At 70.2% G+C, this 14,076-nt stretch carries 12 protein-coding genes; 10 read left to right on the top strand and 2 right to left on the bottom strand.

The features are described from left to right. Positions 1-411 carry a RidA family protein gene (locus tag ACFCV8_RS03305; protein WP_376683544.1) on the top strand — a complete coding sequence of 137 codons (411 nt, stop codon included), beginning with the start codon at positions 1-3 and terminating at the stop codon, positions 409-411. A 163-nt stretch (positions 412-574) separates the two neighbouring features. Here the strand turns inward: ACFCV8_RS03305 and ACFCV8_RS03300 are convergent, their stop codons facing one another. Further along, positions 575-2,863, bottom strand: a complete 2,289-nt coding sequence (locus tag ACFCV8_RS03300; RefSeq protein ID WP_376683543.1) for a serine/threonine-protein kinase — start codon at positions 2,861-2,863, stop codon at positions 575-577. A 201-nt stretch (positions 2,864-3,064) separates the two neighbouring features. Further along, on the bottom strand, positions 3,065-4,801 hold the full coding sequence (locus ACFCV8_RS03295) for a chitinase (protein ID WP_376683542.1): 1,737 nt from the start codon (positions 4,799-4,801) through the stop codon (positions 3,065-3,067). A 764-nt stretch (positions 4,802-5,565) separates the two neighbouring features. Between ACFCV8_RS03295 and ACFCV8_RS03290 the strand changes: the two genes are divergently transcribed. The 9 genes from ACFCV8_RS03290 (at position 5,566) to ACFCV8_RS03250 (ending at position 14,031) form a co-directional block, all read left to right on the top strand. Next, the gene (locus ACFCV8_RS03290; RefSeq protein ID WP_376683541.1) at positions 5,566-6,450 is read left to right on the top strand and encodes a hypothetical protein; all 885 of its coding nucleotides are present in this window, start codon (positions 5,566-5,568) and stop codon (positions 6,448-6,450) included. A 75-nt stretch (positions 6,451-6,525) separates the two neighbouring features. Then, positions 6,526-7,233 carry a Flp pilus assembly protein CpaB gene (cpaB, locus tag ACFCV8_RS03285; protein ID WP_376683540.1) on the top strand — a complete coding sequence of 236 codons (708 nt, stop codon included), beginning with the start codon at positions 6,526-6,528 and terminating at the stop codon, positions 7,231-7,233. A 7-nt stretch (positions 7,234-7,240) separates the two neighbouring features. Continuing rightward, a complete protein-coding gene (locus ACFCV8_RS03280; RefSeq protein ID WP_376683539.1) occupies positions 7,241-8,536 on the top strand; it encodes a CpaE family protein in 1,296 nt (431 codons plus the stop codon). Between the two features lie 3 nt (positions 8,537-8,539). Beyond that, a complete protein-coding gene (locus ACFCV8_RS03275; protein WP_376683538.1) occupies positions 8,540-9,022 on the top strand; it encodes a TadE family protein in 483 nt (160 codons plus the stop codon). Beyond that, entirely contained in the window at positions 9,019-9,417 is a 399-nt protein-coding gene (locus ACFCV8_RS03270) for a TadE family protein (RefSeq protein WP_376683537.1), read from the top strand. Before ACFCV8_RS03275 ends, ACFCV8_RS03270 begins: the two co-directional genes overlap by 4 nt. 58 nt (positions 9,418-9,475) lie before the next feature. Further along, complete coding sequence (locus tag ACFCV8_RS03265; RefSeq protein WP_376683536.1) at positions 9,476-10,813, top strand: CpaF family protein; 1,338 nt, start codon at positions 9,476-9,478, stop codon at positions 10,811-10,813. Positions 10,814-10,823: 10 nt separating this feature from the next. Then, entirely contained in the window at positions 10,824-11,762 is a 939-nt protein-coding gene (locus ACFCV8_RS03260; protein WP_376683535.1) for a type II secretion system F family protein, read from the top strand. A gap of 14 nt (positions 11,763-11,776) precedes the next feature. Continuing rightward, complete coding sequence (locus ACFCV8_RS03255) at positions 11,777-12,664, top strand: DUF5936 domain-containing protein (protein ID WP_376683534.1); 888 nt, start codon at positions 11,777-11,779, stop codon at positions 12,662-12,664. A 50-nt stretch (positions 12,665-12,714) separates the two neighbouring features. Next, on the top strand, positions 12,715-14,031 hold the full coding sequence (locus ACFCV8_RS03250; protein WP_376683533.1) for a sensor histidine kinase: 1,317 nt from the start codon (positions 12,715-12,717) through the stop codon (positions 14,029-14,031). Positions 14,032-14,076: the final 45 nt, after the last annotated feature.

Raw genomic sequence — 14,076 nt, 5'->3', positions numbered from 1 at the left:
ATGACCGAGAAGACCGCCCTCACCCCGAGCACCCACACCACGCCCCCCGCGAAGTTCTCGCACGGGGTGAAGAAGGGGAATATCCTCCAGGTCGCCGGGCAGGTCGGCTTCCTGCCCGCCGTGGAGGGCCGGGCCCCGACCCCCGCCGGTCCGACCCTGCGCGAGCAGACCCTCCAGACCTTCGCCAACGTCAAGGCGATCCTGGAGGAGGGCGGCGCGAGCTGGGACGACGTGATGATGATGCGCGTCTACCTCACGGACGTGGACCACTTCGCCGAGATGAACGAGATCTACAACGCGTACTTCGCCGAGCAGAACCTCACCGCGCCCCCCGCCGCCCGCACCACGGTCTACGTCGGCCTCCCCAAGGGCCTGCTGATCGAGATCGACGCCCTCGCGGTCCTCGGCTGAACCAGCCGGCCCATGTGCCGCACCCGCACCACCGCACGGCGCCCCGCCTCGCAGGGCGCCGTGCCGCGCTCCCCGCACCCGCGGCATCGACCGCCGTCGAGCCCCGCCGCCGAGCCAGCCGTCGAGTCCGCCGTCGAGTCCGCCGTGACGGTGGCCGCAGCGGTCAGGCCGCCGAGGCGCAGATGAGGCTCTTGCCGTGGTTCACCGGCCAGTACCAGAACCGTTCGCCGCTCCCGGACGGACAGGTCCAGTTCGCGCCGGGCGCGGGCGCCCGGTAGTAGCCGGTGATCCGCAGGATCGACTGCCCGGCCACCGGCACGGTCGAGGCGTCGCAGCTCCACACCACCGTCAGATCGGCGTTGGTGGCCCCGTTGACCTTCGCCGGGAAGCACTGGCCCACCTGGTACACCCGGTCCAGGCAGAGCGTGCGCACCACACCGTCCGCACCGGACTTGCGCCACCAGGTGAAGCCCGCCCCGCTGTCGCAGGAGCCGGAGGCCCCGGCGGCGGTGCTCACCCGACTGACGTGCATGTACGCGTTCGCCGCCCGGCACCCCACCCGGATCGGGCGGCCGGTGCTCATGCCGCCGTGCCCGTCGTTGTACACATCGAGGCAGTCACCGGCACGCACCGCGGCGAAGGCCAGGTCGGTGGCGTCCGGGGTGGGCGTCGGCGTCGGTGTCGGAGTGGGCGTCGGGGTGGACTCCTCGTCGTCGCCGGAGTCGTCGGTGCTGGAACCGCCGGTGCCGGAGTCGTCGGCGCCGGTGCCGTGCGTGGGGGCGCCGAGGCTGGTGCCCGCGACGGAACCGGCGCCGGTCGAGCCGGACGAGCCCGGGCCGTCGGACGACTTCGCGCTGTCCCACGGCTGCCAGAGCAGCAGCCCGATGACGATCAGGGCGACCAGCCAGCCCCAGTTCGACGACCCGCCCGACGAACTCTTCGAATTCGAGGGGGAGGACGAAGACGGGCCGGAGGCCGAGGAAGAGGCCGCCCGCGCCGGTGCGGGCCGCCGCGCCCGCTCAGCCCGTCGGCGTTCGGCCCGTTCGGCCCGTTCGGCCTGCTCGCGCTCCTCGCGTTCCCGCCGGGCCCGCTCCCGCGCCGCCCGTTCCCGTGCGGCCTTCTCCCGCGCCACCCTCTCCCGTTCGAGGCGTTCGGCCTCCTTGCGGGCCGCCTCGGCGCGTTCCCGTTCGGCCCGCTGCGCCCGTTCGCGTTCCGCCCGTTCCGCGCGCTCGGCGCGTTCCCGCTCGACGTGCTCGGCCCGTTCGCGCTCCTCGCGCTCCCGCTCGGCCTGCTCCTCGCGCTGCCGCTCCGCCAGCTCCAGGAGGGCCGCCATCTCCTGCCGGGTACGGTCGCGGCGGCGGGCCCGGTCGCGATCCGCGCGGGCCTGCCGCTCGGGCGAGTAGATCAGCGTCGGCCGGGGCGGCGGCACCACCCGGGTGCGCTGTCCGGCGGTGTGCTGCCCGGGGGCGCGGCGCTCGGTCCGCCGCTCGTCGGCCGGGACGTCCGGCCGGGCCCGCCCCTCCGCCAGCTCCAGCCCCTGCGCGGCGTACGCGCCGATCAGCTCCGTCCACCGCGGCGGCAGCCACCGGGCGCCGCTCCATGTGGCGGGCATCCCGGCCTGGGCCCGGCGGAACCGGGCGAGCAGCTCGGCGGGCTCGGGGCGCTGCTGCGGGTCGACGTCCAGGCACGGCCGGACCGTCCCGACCAGCTCCTTCGGCAGTCCGGTCAGATCGAGTTCGCCGCGCTGGACACGGGCCAGCAGCCTCAAAGTGTCCCCGTCCGCGCGGTACGGCGGGCGTCCGGTGGCGAGCAGGAAGAGCGTCGCGCCCAGCGAGTAGACGTCGGAGGCGGCCGTGGACGCCTCGCCGCGCGCCTGCTCGGGCGAGGTGAACGCGATCGTGCCGAGGGTGAGCCCGGTGAGGGTGAGGTCGCTGGCGTGCGAGATGCCGAAGTCGATGACCCGGGGGCCCTCCAGCGGCAGCAGCACGTTCTGCGGCTTCACGTCGCGGTGCACGATGCCCACCCCGTGCAGGGTGACCAGTGCCTGCGCGGTCCCGGCGGCGATCCACCGTACGGCCGAGGCGGGCAGCACCCCGCAGCTGCGGGCCAGTTCGGCGAGGGAGGGGGCCGCGATGTAGTCGATGGCCATCCAGGGCCGCTCGGCGTCCGCGTCGGCGTCCCGTACCCGTGCCGTGAACGCGCTGTCGACCCGCTGGGCCAGGGCCACCTCGCGGGCGAAGCGCCGCCGGTCCACCGCGCTGACCTCTCCCTCGGCCAGCAGGGTCTTCACCGCGACGAGCCCCCGCCCGCCGGTTTCGCCGCCCGCGGCCCTGCCGCCGCGGGGACCGCCGCGGGCGTCGTCCGCGGCCAGATAGATCCGCCCCATGCCGCCGGACGCCAGCCGTCCGATCAGCCGGTACGGCCCGAGCGTCGCGGGATCGTCGTCACTCAATGCCTGAATCCGCGCCCCGGTCATGTCCTGTCCCCCCGTCACACCGCACCTGAGCCTCCTCACGGTGACACGAGCATGCCCGAACAGCCATGGAGGGGGGCCGTCCCGGTCACTCTGTTGCCGGTCCGGGACATGTCCCGAACGTGCGGCAGCGCCGCCGGGGGAGCGGCGGCGCTGCTGGTCGTGGTTGCCCGCCGGTGGTTACGGCAGGCCGTGCACGTGCGGGCCCACCGCGTTGGACCAGGCGTTGCCCGACTTGGCGTCCCAGGCGGTCGACCAGGTCATCGCACCGCGGATGTCCGGGTACGTCTTCGCGGGCTTGAAGGAACCGCAGTTGGTGCCGGAGGCGAGGCAGTCCAGGGCCGCGTTCACCACCGAGGGGGAGACGTAGCCGCCGCCCGCCGCGCTGGTGGAGGCGGGCACCCCGAGGCCGACCTGCGAGGGGGCGAGGCCGCCCTCCAGCTGGATGCAGGCGAGCGCGGTGAGGAAGTCCACCGAGCCCTGCGAGTAGACCTTGCCGTCGCAGCCGAGCATCGCACCGCTGTTGTAGTACTGCATGTTGACGACGGTCAGGATGTCCTTGATGTTGAGCGCCGTCTTGAAGTACTCGCCGCCGGTCGACTGCATGTCGATGGTCTGCGGGGCCATCGTGATGACGAGACCGGAGCCCGCCTTCTGCGACAGCGAGCGCAGCGCCTTCGTCATGTACGTGGAGTTGAGGCCGTTCTCCAGGTCGATGTCGACGCCGTTGAAGCCGTACTCCTGGATGAGCGAGTAGAGGGAGTTGGCGAAGTTGTTCGCCGAGGTGTCGCTGTTGACGGAGACGGTGCCCTTCTCGCCGCCGACCGAGATGATGACGTTCTTCCCGGCCGCCTGCTTCGCCTTGATGTCGGCCTTGAACTGGTCGACGGTGTAGCCGTTCAGCCCGGCGGTGTCCAGGTTGAAGGTGACCCCGCCCGGGGTGGTCGTGGCGTCGGCGAAGGAGACCGCGATGATGTCGTAGTTCGCGGGCACGTCGCTGAGCTTCTGCACGGTCGCGCCGTTGTTGAAGTTCTGCCAGTAGCCGGTGACCGCGTGCTTGGGCACGGAGGTGCCGGGGTTCGGGTTGCCGCCGCCCTCCTTGGCCGTACGGGCGCTCACCGCGGCGGACTTCACGGACTCACCGGCCGCGTTGGTCGCCGTCACCGTGAACTGGTACGCCGTGTCGGCGCTCAGCCCGGTGACGGTCGCGGAGCTGCCGGTGGCCGTGGTCGCCTTCTGGCCGTCTCTGTAGACGGTGTAGCCGGTCGCGCCGGAGACCGCGTTCCAGGACAGCGACACGGAGGTGGTGGTGGTCGCGCCGACCGCGAGACCGGCCGGGGCGGACGGAACGGTCGGGTCGGGGTCCGAACCGCCCCCGCCGTCGGGGCCGTTCACCGAGACGTCGTCGACCAGATAGGCGGACTGCCCGTACCAGCCGTGCGTGTAGATCTCCACGGAGGTGGTATTGGCACCGGTCTTGAAGCTGGTGTTCAGCTGCGTCCAGTTCGAGGAGCCGGGCGACCAGGTCGACACGTCGGTGGTCCCGGTGCCGCTCGCGCCGAGGTACGCGTAACCGCCCTGCACCCAGGAGCTGAGCGTGTACGTGGAGTTCGGCTTCACGGCCACGGTCTGGGAGCAGCGCGCGGTGTCCTGCCCGGCCGGGGTGGCCTTGAGGGCGGCGGTGCCGCCGTGCACGGGGGAGGAGACGGTGGCGCCGCTGCCGTTGGTGCACGTCCAGTTGGCGAGTCCGGACTCGAAGCCCGCGTTCTTGGCGACGTTGATGTCGGCGGCCTGGGCGCTGGAGACCAGGCCCGTGGCGGTCAGTGCGACGGTCGCGAGGACGGCCGTGGCGGCACCGCGCCGGATGCGGCCGCGGCGCCCGCGGACTCTGTGGGCGCCGAGGGGGGAACGTTCCACTTGCTGCCTCCGTGGGGAGTCGGTGGTGCCTGCCGGGAGCGGCCGGGCGGGCCGGCGGGGTGGTCCGGCGCCGCCCGGGGCGGCCGGCAGGTGACGGGGGGGAAGACGGGGATGTGGAGCAGAGGGAACGGTGGCCACCGCTGGCCGACAAAACTGGTCCAGACCAATAGAGTTGTCAAGACCTCTGGCAGCGGGAACCCGGTTCGCCGCTCGCGCCGGACGGCCCCCGGGCGGTCCTTCGTGCCGCTCCCGGATCCGTCCCGCACTCACATTGCCCGCGCCCCCGGCCCGCTCCGCTTACGCCCCGCGCCGAGCCGCCCGTACCCCCGCCGGACCCGCCCGGCAGGCTCGAAGTCACGTTCTCGTGGCCACACATTGACGTTTTGTTGACCTTCCGTAACCTTGTCCGGGCGATCATGCGAGGGTGCTCGGACAGTGAGCGTCCCGTCGGCCGGCGGCGGCCGTGCGGGATGTTCCGCCGGTTCCGTGTCCGCGCTGACGTGCGCCGATGAATATCCGGTCCGGAACGCGGGAAGGCTGGTCGGTAACCCTCCGCAGTGGTACAGAATTTGACGATTTTCGATTTGCTCCGATTTAGCACACGGGCGTTACGCGGGCGCCTCGCATGTGTTGTCGGACTGCCCCTCGAAAAGTGTTCTCTGCCAGGTAGGACGTGGATAAAGTGCTGAGCCAGACCGCGGAGCAGGAGCGATTGCGGCCGACGCCATGACCGGCGTCAGGCCGGAGCCGAAACGGGGAACAGCGTGCCGACCGCAATAGCAGTGACCAATGCTGATCTGGTACTTCCTCCTACCGATCAGCAGACACCGACAGCCGCCCTGCTGCAGGCTCCGGACGCCCAGGCGCTGGAGATGGCGATCGGTGACATGCACGTACTGCTGGAGCAGCACGGCTACGTCGTCGCGGTCTACCCGTCAGGCATCTCGCCCGCCCACGAGCGCCGGCTCTACTCCGTGCGCTCGGTCCTGGAGAGCGACCGCATCGCCCTGGTCAAGGTGGACCTCCCGCCGCTGGGTGTCGCCGTGCTCGTCAGGCAGCTGCGCCAGCTGTCGATATGTGACTTCAGCCCCGGGGTGGTCGCCTCCGCCGCCCGGCTGCTGACGCACTACATCCACGCGGGCGCCCTGCTCCACTCGGTCACCAGGTTCGACCGCGTTCCGGTCGACCTCAAGACCCATGCCAAGTCCTGGGTGCCGGGCTCCCAGTTCGCCGTCGTCGCGGGCCCCGAGCCGCAACTGGTCAAGATCGGCCCGAAGTCCGATCCGCCGGCCGGCCCCGAATTCGGCACCCACCTCATGACCGCCAAAGGCCAGTCGCAGTCCGAGTGGGTGAAGGAGACCCTCGCACCCGCGTGGCAGGTCCAGGCCATTCACGAATCCGCCCTTCCGTCCCAGTCCCCGGCGTGGTGGGGGACCGGGAAGCTGGTGGAATTCGCCGCCTATCTGCCAGACCTCTCCGTCCTGTACCAATTGGTGGCCTCCGTACGCCGTGAGACCTGCCACTGGTGCCGCATGGAACTCATCGGTGATCGTTGCGGGTTCTGCTCCTCCCCGCTTCCCGCGACCGAGAACCGAATGCACTCCGCCGGTGTCCTCAGCCACGAAGCGCTCGCACCACCGCACTCCTAGCGCTTCCGCTTTCCTCCGTAGACGCCCTTCCGTCCGCTGCCCCATGCATCCGAATCGAACGAGGTTGTCCGGCCCATGAACTCCCGTCAGCGCCGCGGCGTGATACTCCTGCTTTTGTCGGTTCTGTGCGCCTTCGGCGCCTTCGCCGGCGTGCTCTCGGTGATCAGTGACGTCAACTCCAAGGTCGGACCCGAGGTCTCGGCCTATCAGCTGAAGTCCGACGTCGCGCCCTACACCGCCCTGTCCACCGGGCAGTTCGAGAAGGTCTCGATGCCCAAGCGCTGGCTCTCCCGCAACGCGGTCACCGACCTCTCCGAGGTGAACGGCAAGATCGCCGTCACCCAGCTGCGCAAGGGTTCCCTGCTCCAGTCCGACATGATGCAGCGCCGCCCCGAGCTCCAGCCCGGTGAGCAGGAGATCGCGATCATGATCGACGCCGCGACCGGTGTCGCGGGCAAGATCACCCCCGGCGCCACCGTGAACATCTACGCCACCTTCGCCGGTGAGCGCGACGGCGAGGCCTCCCAGTCGAAGGTCATCGTCTCCAACGCCAAGGTCCTGGACGTCGGCAAGCTCACGCCCCTGGAGCCCAGCCAGGACGGCAAGTCCAACATGGGCACCGAAGCCGTGCCGATCACCTTCGCGCTGAACACGCTCGACACCCAGCGCATCGCCTACGCCGAGTCCTTCGCGGAGCACGTACGCCTCGCGCTGCTGGCTTCCGGCAGCGACAGCACCATCCGTCCGGGGGACCGCACCTACACCCTCGACAAGGACAAGTGAGGATCGAATGACCACGAGGATCCTCCCGGCCGTCGGTGACATCGACGCGGCCAGATCCGTCACCACCCTGCTCAGCCAGCTCCCCGAGGCGGAGCCGGCCGCACCGGTCAGTGATTCGACGCAGCTCATCGACACCCTCGCCCGGCTCGCCGGCGAATCGCTCGACGATCTGCCCGAGGTCGTGCTGGTCCACGAGCGCATCGGGCCGGTGCCGGCGCTGGAACTGATCCGGGAGGTCTCCCTCCGCTTCCCCGCCATCGGGGTCGTACTGATCACCGCCGATGTCACCCCCGGTCTGTTCTCGTCCGCGATGGAGTCGGGCGCGCGCGGCGTCGTCACCCTCCCCCTCAGTTACGAAGAACTGGCCAACCGGGTTCAATCCGCGGCCCAGTGGTCCCTCGGCGTGCGCCGCCACCTCACCTCCGGGAACGATGTCTTCACCGGTCCCGGCGGTACGGTCATCTCCGTCAGCGGCGCCAAGGGCGGGGTCGGCACCACCGTCGCCGCCGTGCAGCTGGCCCTGGCGGCCCAGGCGTCCGGGCGCACCGTCGCCCTGGTCGACATGGACCTCCAGGCCGGTGACGTCGGCTCGTACCTCGACGTTCAGTTCCGCCGGTCGATCGTCGACCTGTCGACGATCACCGACATCTCGCCGCGGGTGCTGGCCGATGCCGTGTTCAGCCACGCCACGGGCCTCGCGCTGCTGCTGGCGCCCGGCGAGGGCGAGAGCGCCGAGGAGGTCAGCGACCGCTCGGCCCGGCAGATAGTCAGCGCCCTGCGCTCGCGCCACGAGGTCGTGATCATCGACTGCGGCAGCCAGCTCAACGGCGCCAACGCCGCGGCCATCGAGATGGCCGACACCTCGCTGCTGATCACCACGCCCGACGTGATCGCGGTGCGCGGCGCCAAGCGGGTCGTACGGATGTGGGACCGGCTCCAGATCCGCAAGGCGGAGGAGACGGTCACCGTCGTCAACCGCTTCATCCGCAACACCGAGATCCAGCCGCAGCTCATCGAGAAGATCACCGGCACCACCACGGCCAACACGGCCGTTCCCGCCAACTTCAAGGAACTGCAGAGCGTGGTCGACGCGGGTCGACTGCACGAGCTCGATTCCAAGAGCACGGTCAAACAGGCCCTCTGGGCCCTTGCGGGCGAGCTGGGCATCGTCAAGGTTCCTGAGAAGGCCGAGAAGAACAGCGCGAAGAGCAACGCGAAGTTCAAGAACGACCGAGGCTCGATCGGGCGCCGCCGCGACCGCGACGGCAACCGGAACCGGGCGACGACCCAGGGGGCAAGTTGACCAATGACACTCACCGAGACGAGAGACACGGAGATACGCGGCGGGCAGCACGGTGACGCCGTCCCGGCCCGCCCCGGGACCCGCACCCGTATCCGCCTCCTCACCCGCCACCAGGACCGGGACCGCGGCCAGACCGCGATCGAGTTCCTGGGCGTCACTCCGCTGATCATCCTGCTGCTGGTGGCGCTCTGGCAGTGCGCCCTGATCGGCTACACGTTCTCCCTCGCGGGGAACTCGGCGGACCAGGCGGCGCACAAGGGCGCCATCACCCAGGGCTCGTACCGCGGCCAGGCGTGCCGGGAAGCGGCCGAGGAGGACCTGCCGCCGGTGTGGCGGAAGTCCATGAAGCGGACCAGGTGCGAGAACTCCGGGGCCCTGTACAAGGCCACGGTGCAGCTGAAGGTGCCGGTCCTGGTGCCCGGCGTACTCAACTGGCCGATGACCATCGAGGGCAATGCCGCGTCGCCGCTGGAGGCCAAGCGATGAGCATGCGCGTACGTGTACGGGGCCGGAAGGCCGCCGCGGCCCGCCGGGACCGCGGCCAGGTCGCCATCGAGTACATGGGCTTCATCCCGCTGCTGCTCCTGGTGGGCCTCTTCGCGATCCAGCTGGGCGTGGCCGCGTACGCCGCCAACCAGGCGGGCACGGGCGCTCGCGCGGCGGCACGTACCGCCACGCAGGACGTTCCGCGCGGGAGCTCCGAGCGGGCCGGCCGCGACGCGATGAGCGACTGGCTGGGCAGCTACAAGAACTCGAAGTTCAGGCGGAGCGGTGGGGACAGCGAAGTCACGTACACCACCCGCGTGAGGATTCCCTCCGTCGTGCCCGGGATCGACGACTGGGGCTGGGCCGAGCGCAGTTCCACCATGCCGAGAGGCTGACCGGCGCCCATCCCGCACGACCAGGGCACCACAGTTTTTCCGAACGAGGAGTTACGCAATGAGTCTGCGGGCACGCATGACCGCCCCCGAGAAGAACGGCGGGGCGCGGGAGGACAGCCACATGGTGGCCACCTACCGCGCCAAGCTGCTCGAGGAGATCGACCTGGCGGAGATGTCCTCGCTCGCCGCCGCAGACCGGCGGGCGAGGCTGGAGCGCGTACTCAGCCACATCATCAGCCGCGAGGGGCCCGTCCTCTCGACGGTCGAACGCACCCAGCTGATCCGCCGGGTCGTCGACGAGGCGCTCGGCCTCGGCATCCTGGAGCCGCTCCTGGAGGACGCGTCCATCACCGAAATCATGGTGAACGGGCCCGACCAGATCTTCGTCGAGCGCAGCGGCCGGGTCGAGCAGCTGCCGATGCGGTTCAGCTCGCACGAGCAGCTGATGCAGACCATCGAACGCATCGTGTCGACGGTCAACCGCCGCGTCGACGAGTCGAACCCCATGGTCGACGCGCGTCTACCCAGTGGTGAACGTGTCAACGTGATCATCCCGCCGCTCTCCCTGACCGGCGCGACGCTCACCATCCGACGGTTCCCCCGGGCCTTCACGCTCCAGGAAATGATCAACGTCGGCTCGCTCGACGACCAGATGCTGATCCTGCTGTCCGGGCTCGTCCAGGCCAAGCTCAACGTCATCGTCTCCGGCGCCACCGGCACCGGGAAGACCACGCTCCTCAACGCGCTCTCCGGCCTCATCCCCAACAGCGAGCGCATCGTCACCATCGAGGACTCCGCCGAGCTCCAGCTCCAGCAGAACCACGTCATCCGGCTGGAGTCCCGTCCGGCGAACGTCGAGGGCAAGGGCCAGATCACCATCCGTGACCTGGTCCGCAACTCCCTGCGTATGCGCCCCGACCGCATCGTCGTCGGTGAGGTCCGTGGCGGCGAGTCGCTCGACATGCTCCAGGCGATGTCCACCGGTCACGACGGCTCGCTCGCGACCGTCCACGCCAACAACGCCGAGGACGCGCTGATGCGTCTGCAGACGCTGGCGTCGATGTCCGAGATCGAGATCCCCTTCGAGGCCCTGCACGACCAGATCAACAGCGCCGTCGACGTGATCGTCCAGCTCACCCGGCACGCCGACGGCTCCAGAAAGATCACCGAGATCGCCGTCCTCGACTCGCACGGGCGCGACCCCTACCGCATCGTGACCGTCGCGAAGTTCAACGCCCAGCCGATGGACGCCGAAGGACGGATCAACGGCGAGTTCTCGTACCTCCCGCTCCCACGCAAGATCGCCGAGCGTCTCTACATGGCCAGCCAGCCCATCCCGCAGGCCTTCGGGGTCGCCGATTCCGCCGAACAGCTCGCCACCCGAGAGGCCAACTAGGTACCGAGCCATGACCAATCTCCCACTGCTCACCATCGGTGTGACGCTGATCGCCGGAGTCACCGGCGTCGCGGGCCTGCACGCCTACAGCGGCGGCAAGGCCGACCGCGACGCCCTGGTGGACCGCCTCTCGCACACCGGGCACATACCGGAGACCGGCCGCCGACGCCGGTTCCGGGCACTGGACAGCCGCCTGCGGAAGACCGGCCTGGGCCGCAAGCTCGAACTGAAACTGGCGGCCACCGGTCTGGAGATCACCCCGGGCGAGTTCTTCGTCTACGCCGTCGTCGCCATGGCGGGCCTGTGGATGATCGCGTCGTCCCTGCTCGCCAGCTTCTTCGGCCCGGTCGCCGCCCTCATCGGCCTCTGGGGCACCAACGCCTTCCTGAACTGGCAACGCACCAAGCGCACCGAGCACTTCATCAACCAGCTCCCCGAACTCGCCCGCATCCTCGCCAACGCCACCCAGGCGGGTCTGGCGCTGCGCACGTCCATCGGCATGGCGGCCGACGAGATGGAGGACCCGGCCGGTGAGGAGCTGGCCCGGGTCTCCCGGCGCCTGGCCGTCGGCGAGCCGCTGGAGGACGCGATGAGCGAGCTGACCGACCGGCTCCCCTCCCGCGAGCTCGTCGTCCTCGTCACCACCCTCGTCCTGTCCAACCGGGCCGGCGGTACGGTCGTCAGCTCGCTGCGCAACCTCACCGAGACGCTGGAGGAGCGCAAGGAGACCCGGCGCGAGGTCAAGACCCAGCTCTCCCAGGTCACCGTCACCGCGTACGCCGTTCCGGCCTTCGGCCTCGGCGCCATGCTCCTGATGAACGCGGTCATGCCCGGCGCGCTCGACCGCATGACCGGAGCATTCATCGGACAGGTCGCGGTGATCGTCTCGTTGGCCCTGTACGCGATCGGATTCATCGTGATCCGCCGCCTCTCCAAGATCGACGTCTGAAGGGCGACGCACACATGGATCTGCTGCTGGCAGGTGTCGTAGGACTCGCGGTCTTCGGGGCCGTCGCGGGCATCCGCATGTACCGGGCCGACGCGAAACTCCCGGGCGACCTCGCGATCGCGCTGGAGGTCGGTTCCACCCGCACCAGCGCGGTCGGCTCGGGAATCGACCGCCTCGGCATGCGCTGGGCGCCCATGGTGCTCCGCATGATGGGTCCCAAGGCCGTCAACAAGAAGCGCCGACAGATCGACATGGCCGGTAACCCCGGCGGTCTGACCATCGACCGCTATGCCGCCCGCCGGGCGGTCTATGGGGGGCTCGGCCTGCTCGGGGCCTTCTCAATGATCATCCGCGGTCAGATCTTTCTCTCCCTGGTGCTGATCGCCTTCGGCATCTTCTGGGTCGAGGTGGGCATCTGGTCCGCGGTCCGCATTCGCCGTGATCACATCGACCGGACCCTTCCGGACTTCCTCGACGTGCTTGCCGTCGTCGTCTCCGCCGGACTCGGCTTCCGGCAGGCGCTGGCCCGGGTCGCCGACAAGTACGAGGGCCCCTGGGCCGACGAACTCCGCATCACCCTGCGCCAGATGGACATGGGCGTCAGCCGTCGTGAGGCCTTCGACCAGCTGCGCAAGCGCAACGACTCGGAGCAGGTCGCGATGTTCGTCACCACGCTCCAGCAGGGCGAGGAGCTCGGTGCCCCGATCGTCGAGACGCTGATCCAGATCGCCAACGACATGCGGCGCACCGATGCCCAGAACGCCCGGCGGAAGGCGGCCAGGGCGGTGCCCAAGGCAACCTTCGCCGTCACCACGTTCCTGCTCCCCGGCACGCTCGTGATGCTGACCGTCGGCTTCGTCTACGGCGTCAACGTCGACTTCAGCACCCTCATGGGCGGATGACGTGAACGCGGCGGGTGGTGGCAGAGCCACCGGAGGGAGGTGACAGGCTCATGTCTTTCCAGCTCGGCGGCATCCACGCCGGACTGAACGCGCAGGTGCGTCAGGCGATCGCGGACCCCGGCTCACGTCCGGCGTTCGCGATCCAGCTGAACGCGCTCCAGGCGATGTGCCGCCAGGTCTTCGGATTCCGGCTCGCCATGATCGCGGTGGCCACGCCCTTCGCGATCGACCACGCCGCCTCGGGCCTCGCCACCTGGCTGATCGGTGCCGCCGTACTCGTCACCTTCATGGGCAGTTACGTTCTCTTCCGTGACTGGGAACGGTTCGGGCCCGTCCTGCTGCGTCACCCGTGGCTGCTCGGCATAGACGCCTTCTTCGGCGCACTGCTGCTGATCACCGCCACGCCGGAATCCACTCTCGCCTACGTCACGGTCTGCACCCCGCTGCTGGCCGGGCTGGTATACGGCTGGCGCGGCGCCGCGGTCTTCGCGGCACTCCAGACCGCGATCGTGCTCGGTGTGTACGGGACCGACCCGAAGCTGGAAGCCGCCGGGGCGACGGCATTCCTCCTTCCCGGCTTCTGCGTGATCGCCGGAGCGGTGGGAGTAACCCTGCGCAATCTCCTCCTCCGGTTCGGATCCGCCAGCCAGGCCCTCACCGAGACCAGAGCCCGGCTGGCCGTCAGCGAGGCCGTGGAGGGCGAACGGGCCCGCCTCGCCCGGGAGATGCACGACTCGGTGGCCAAGACCCTGCACGGTCTGGCCCTGGCCGCCGACGGGCTGGCCGCCTCCTCCGGCCGGATGGACCCGCTCACCGTCAAGCACCAGGCCGAACTGGTCGCCCGCTCGGCCCGCCGCGCCGCGGCCGAGTCCCGCGAGCTCCTCTCCGACCTGCGCCGCGAGTCCGGACTCGACGGCGGCATCGACGTCGTACGCGAACTCCGGGCCCGCGTCCAGGACTTCACCAAGCGGCACGAACTCGCCGCCACCTTCCGGCTGCTCAACGACGCACCGATCCCGCCCGTACCCCAGGTCGTCGCCCGCCAGCTGCTCACCATCGCCTCCGAGGCGATGGAGAACGCCCAACGCCACGCCCACCCCACCTACCTCGTCGTACTCGCCGGGGTGAAGGGCGACGTGCTGCGCGTCAGCGTCTACGACGACGGGCGCGGCCTGCCCCCGGGCACGACCCTCGACGACCTCCGGCACGCCGGGCACTTCGGCCTGGTCGGCATGGTCGAGCGCGCCGCCTCCATCGGCGCCCGCATCCGTATCGGCAAGGGCCAGGCGGCCAAGGGCACCGAGGTCCGCCTGGAACTGCCGATCGTCGCTCTGCTCGCCCCTTCCGGAGCGGAGCCGCCCCAGTGAACCGTCCGTATTCCGCACTCACCCCCCATAGACCCACAGACCCTG

Origin of the sequence: Streptomyces sp. NPDC056347 (assembly GCF_042262625.1) — a bacterium.
In the GTDB taxonomy this organism is placed as follows: Bacteria; Actinomycetota; Actinomycetes; order Streptomycetales; family Streptomycetaceae; genus Streptomyces.
The sequence above is the reverse complement of the archived record's forward strand: the minus strand, read 5'-3'. Positions and strand labels throughout refer to the sequence as shown.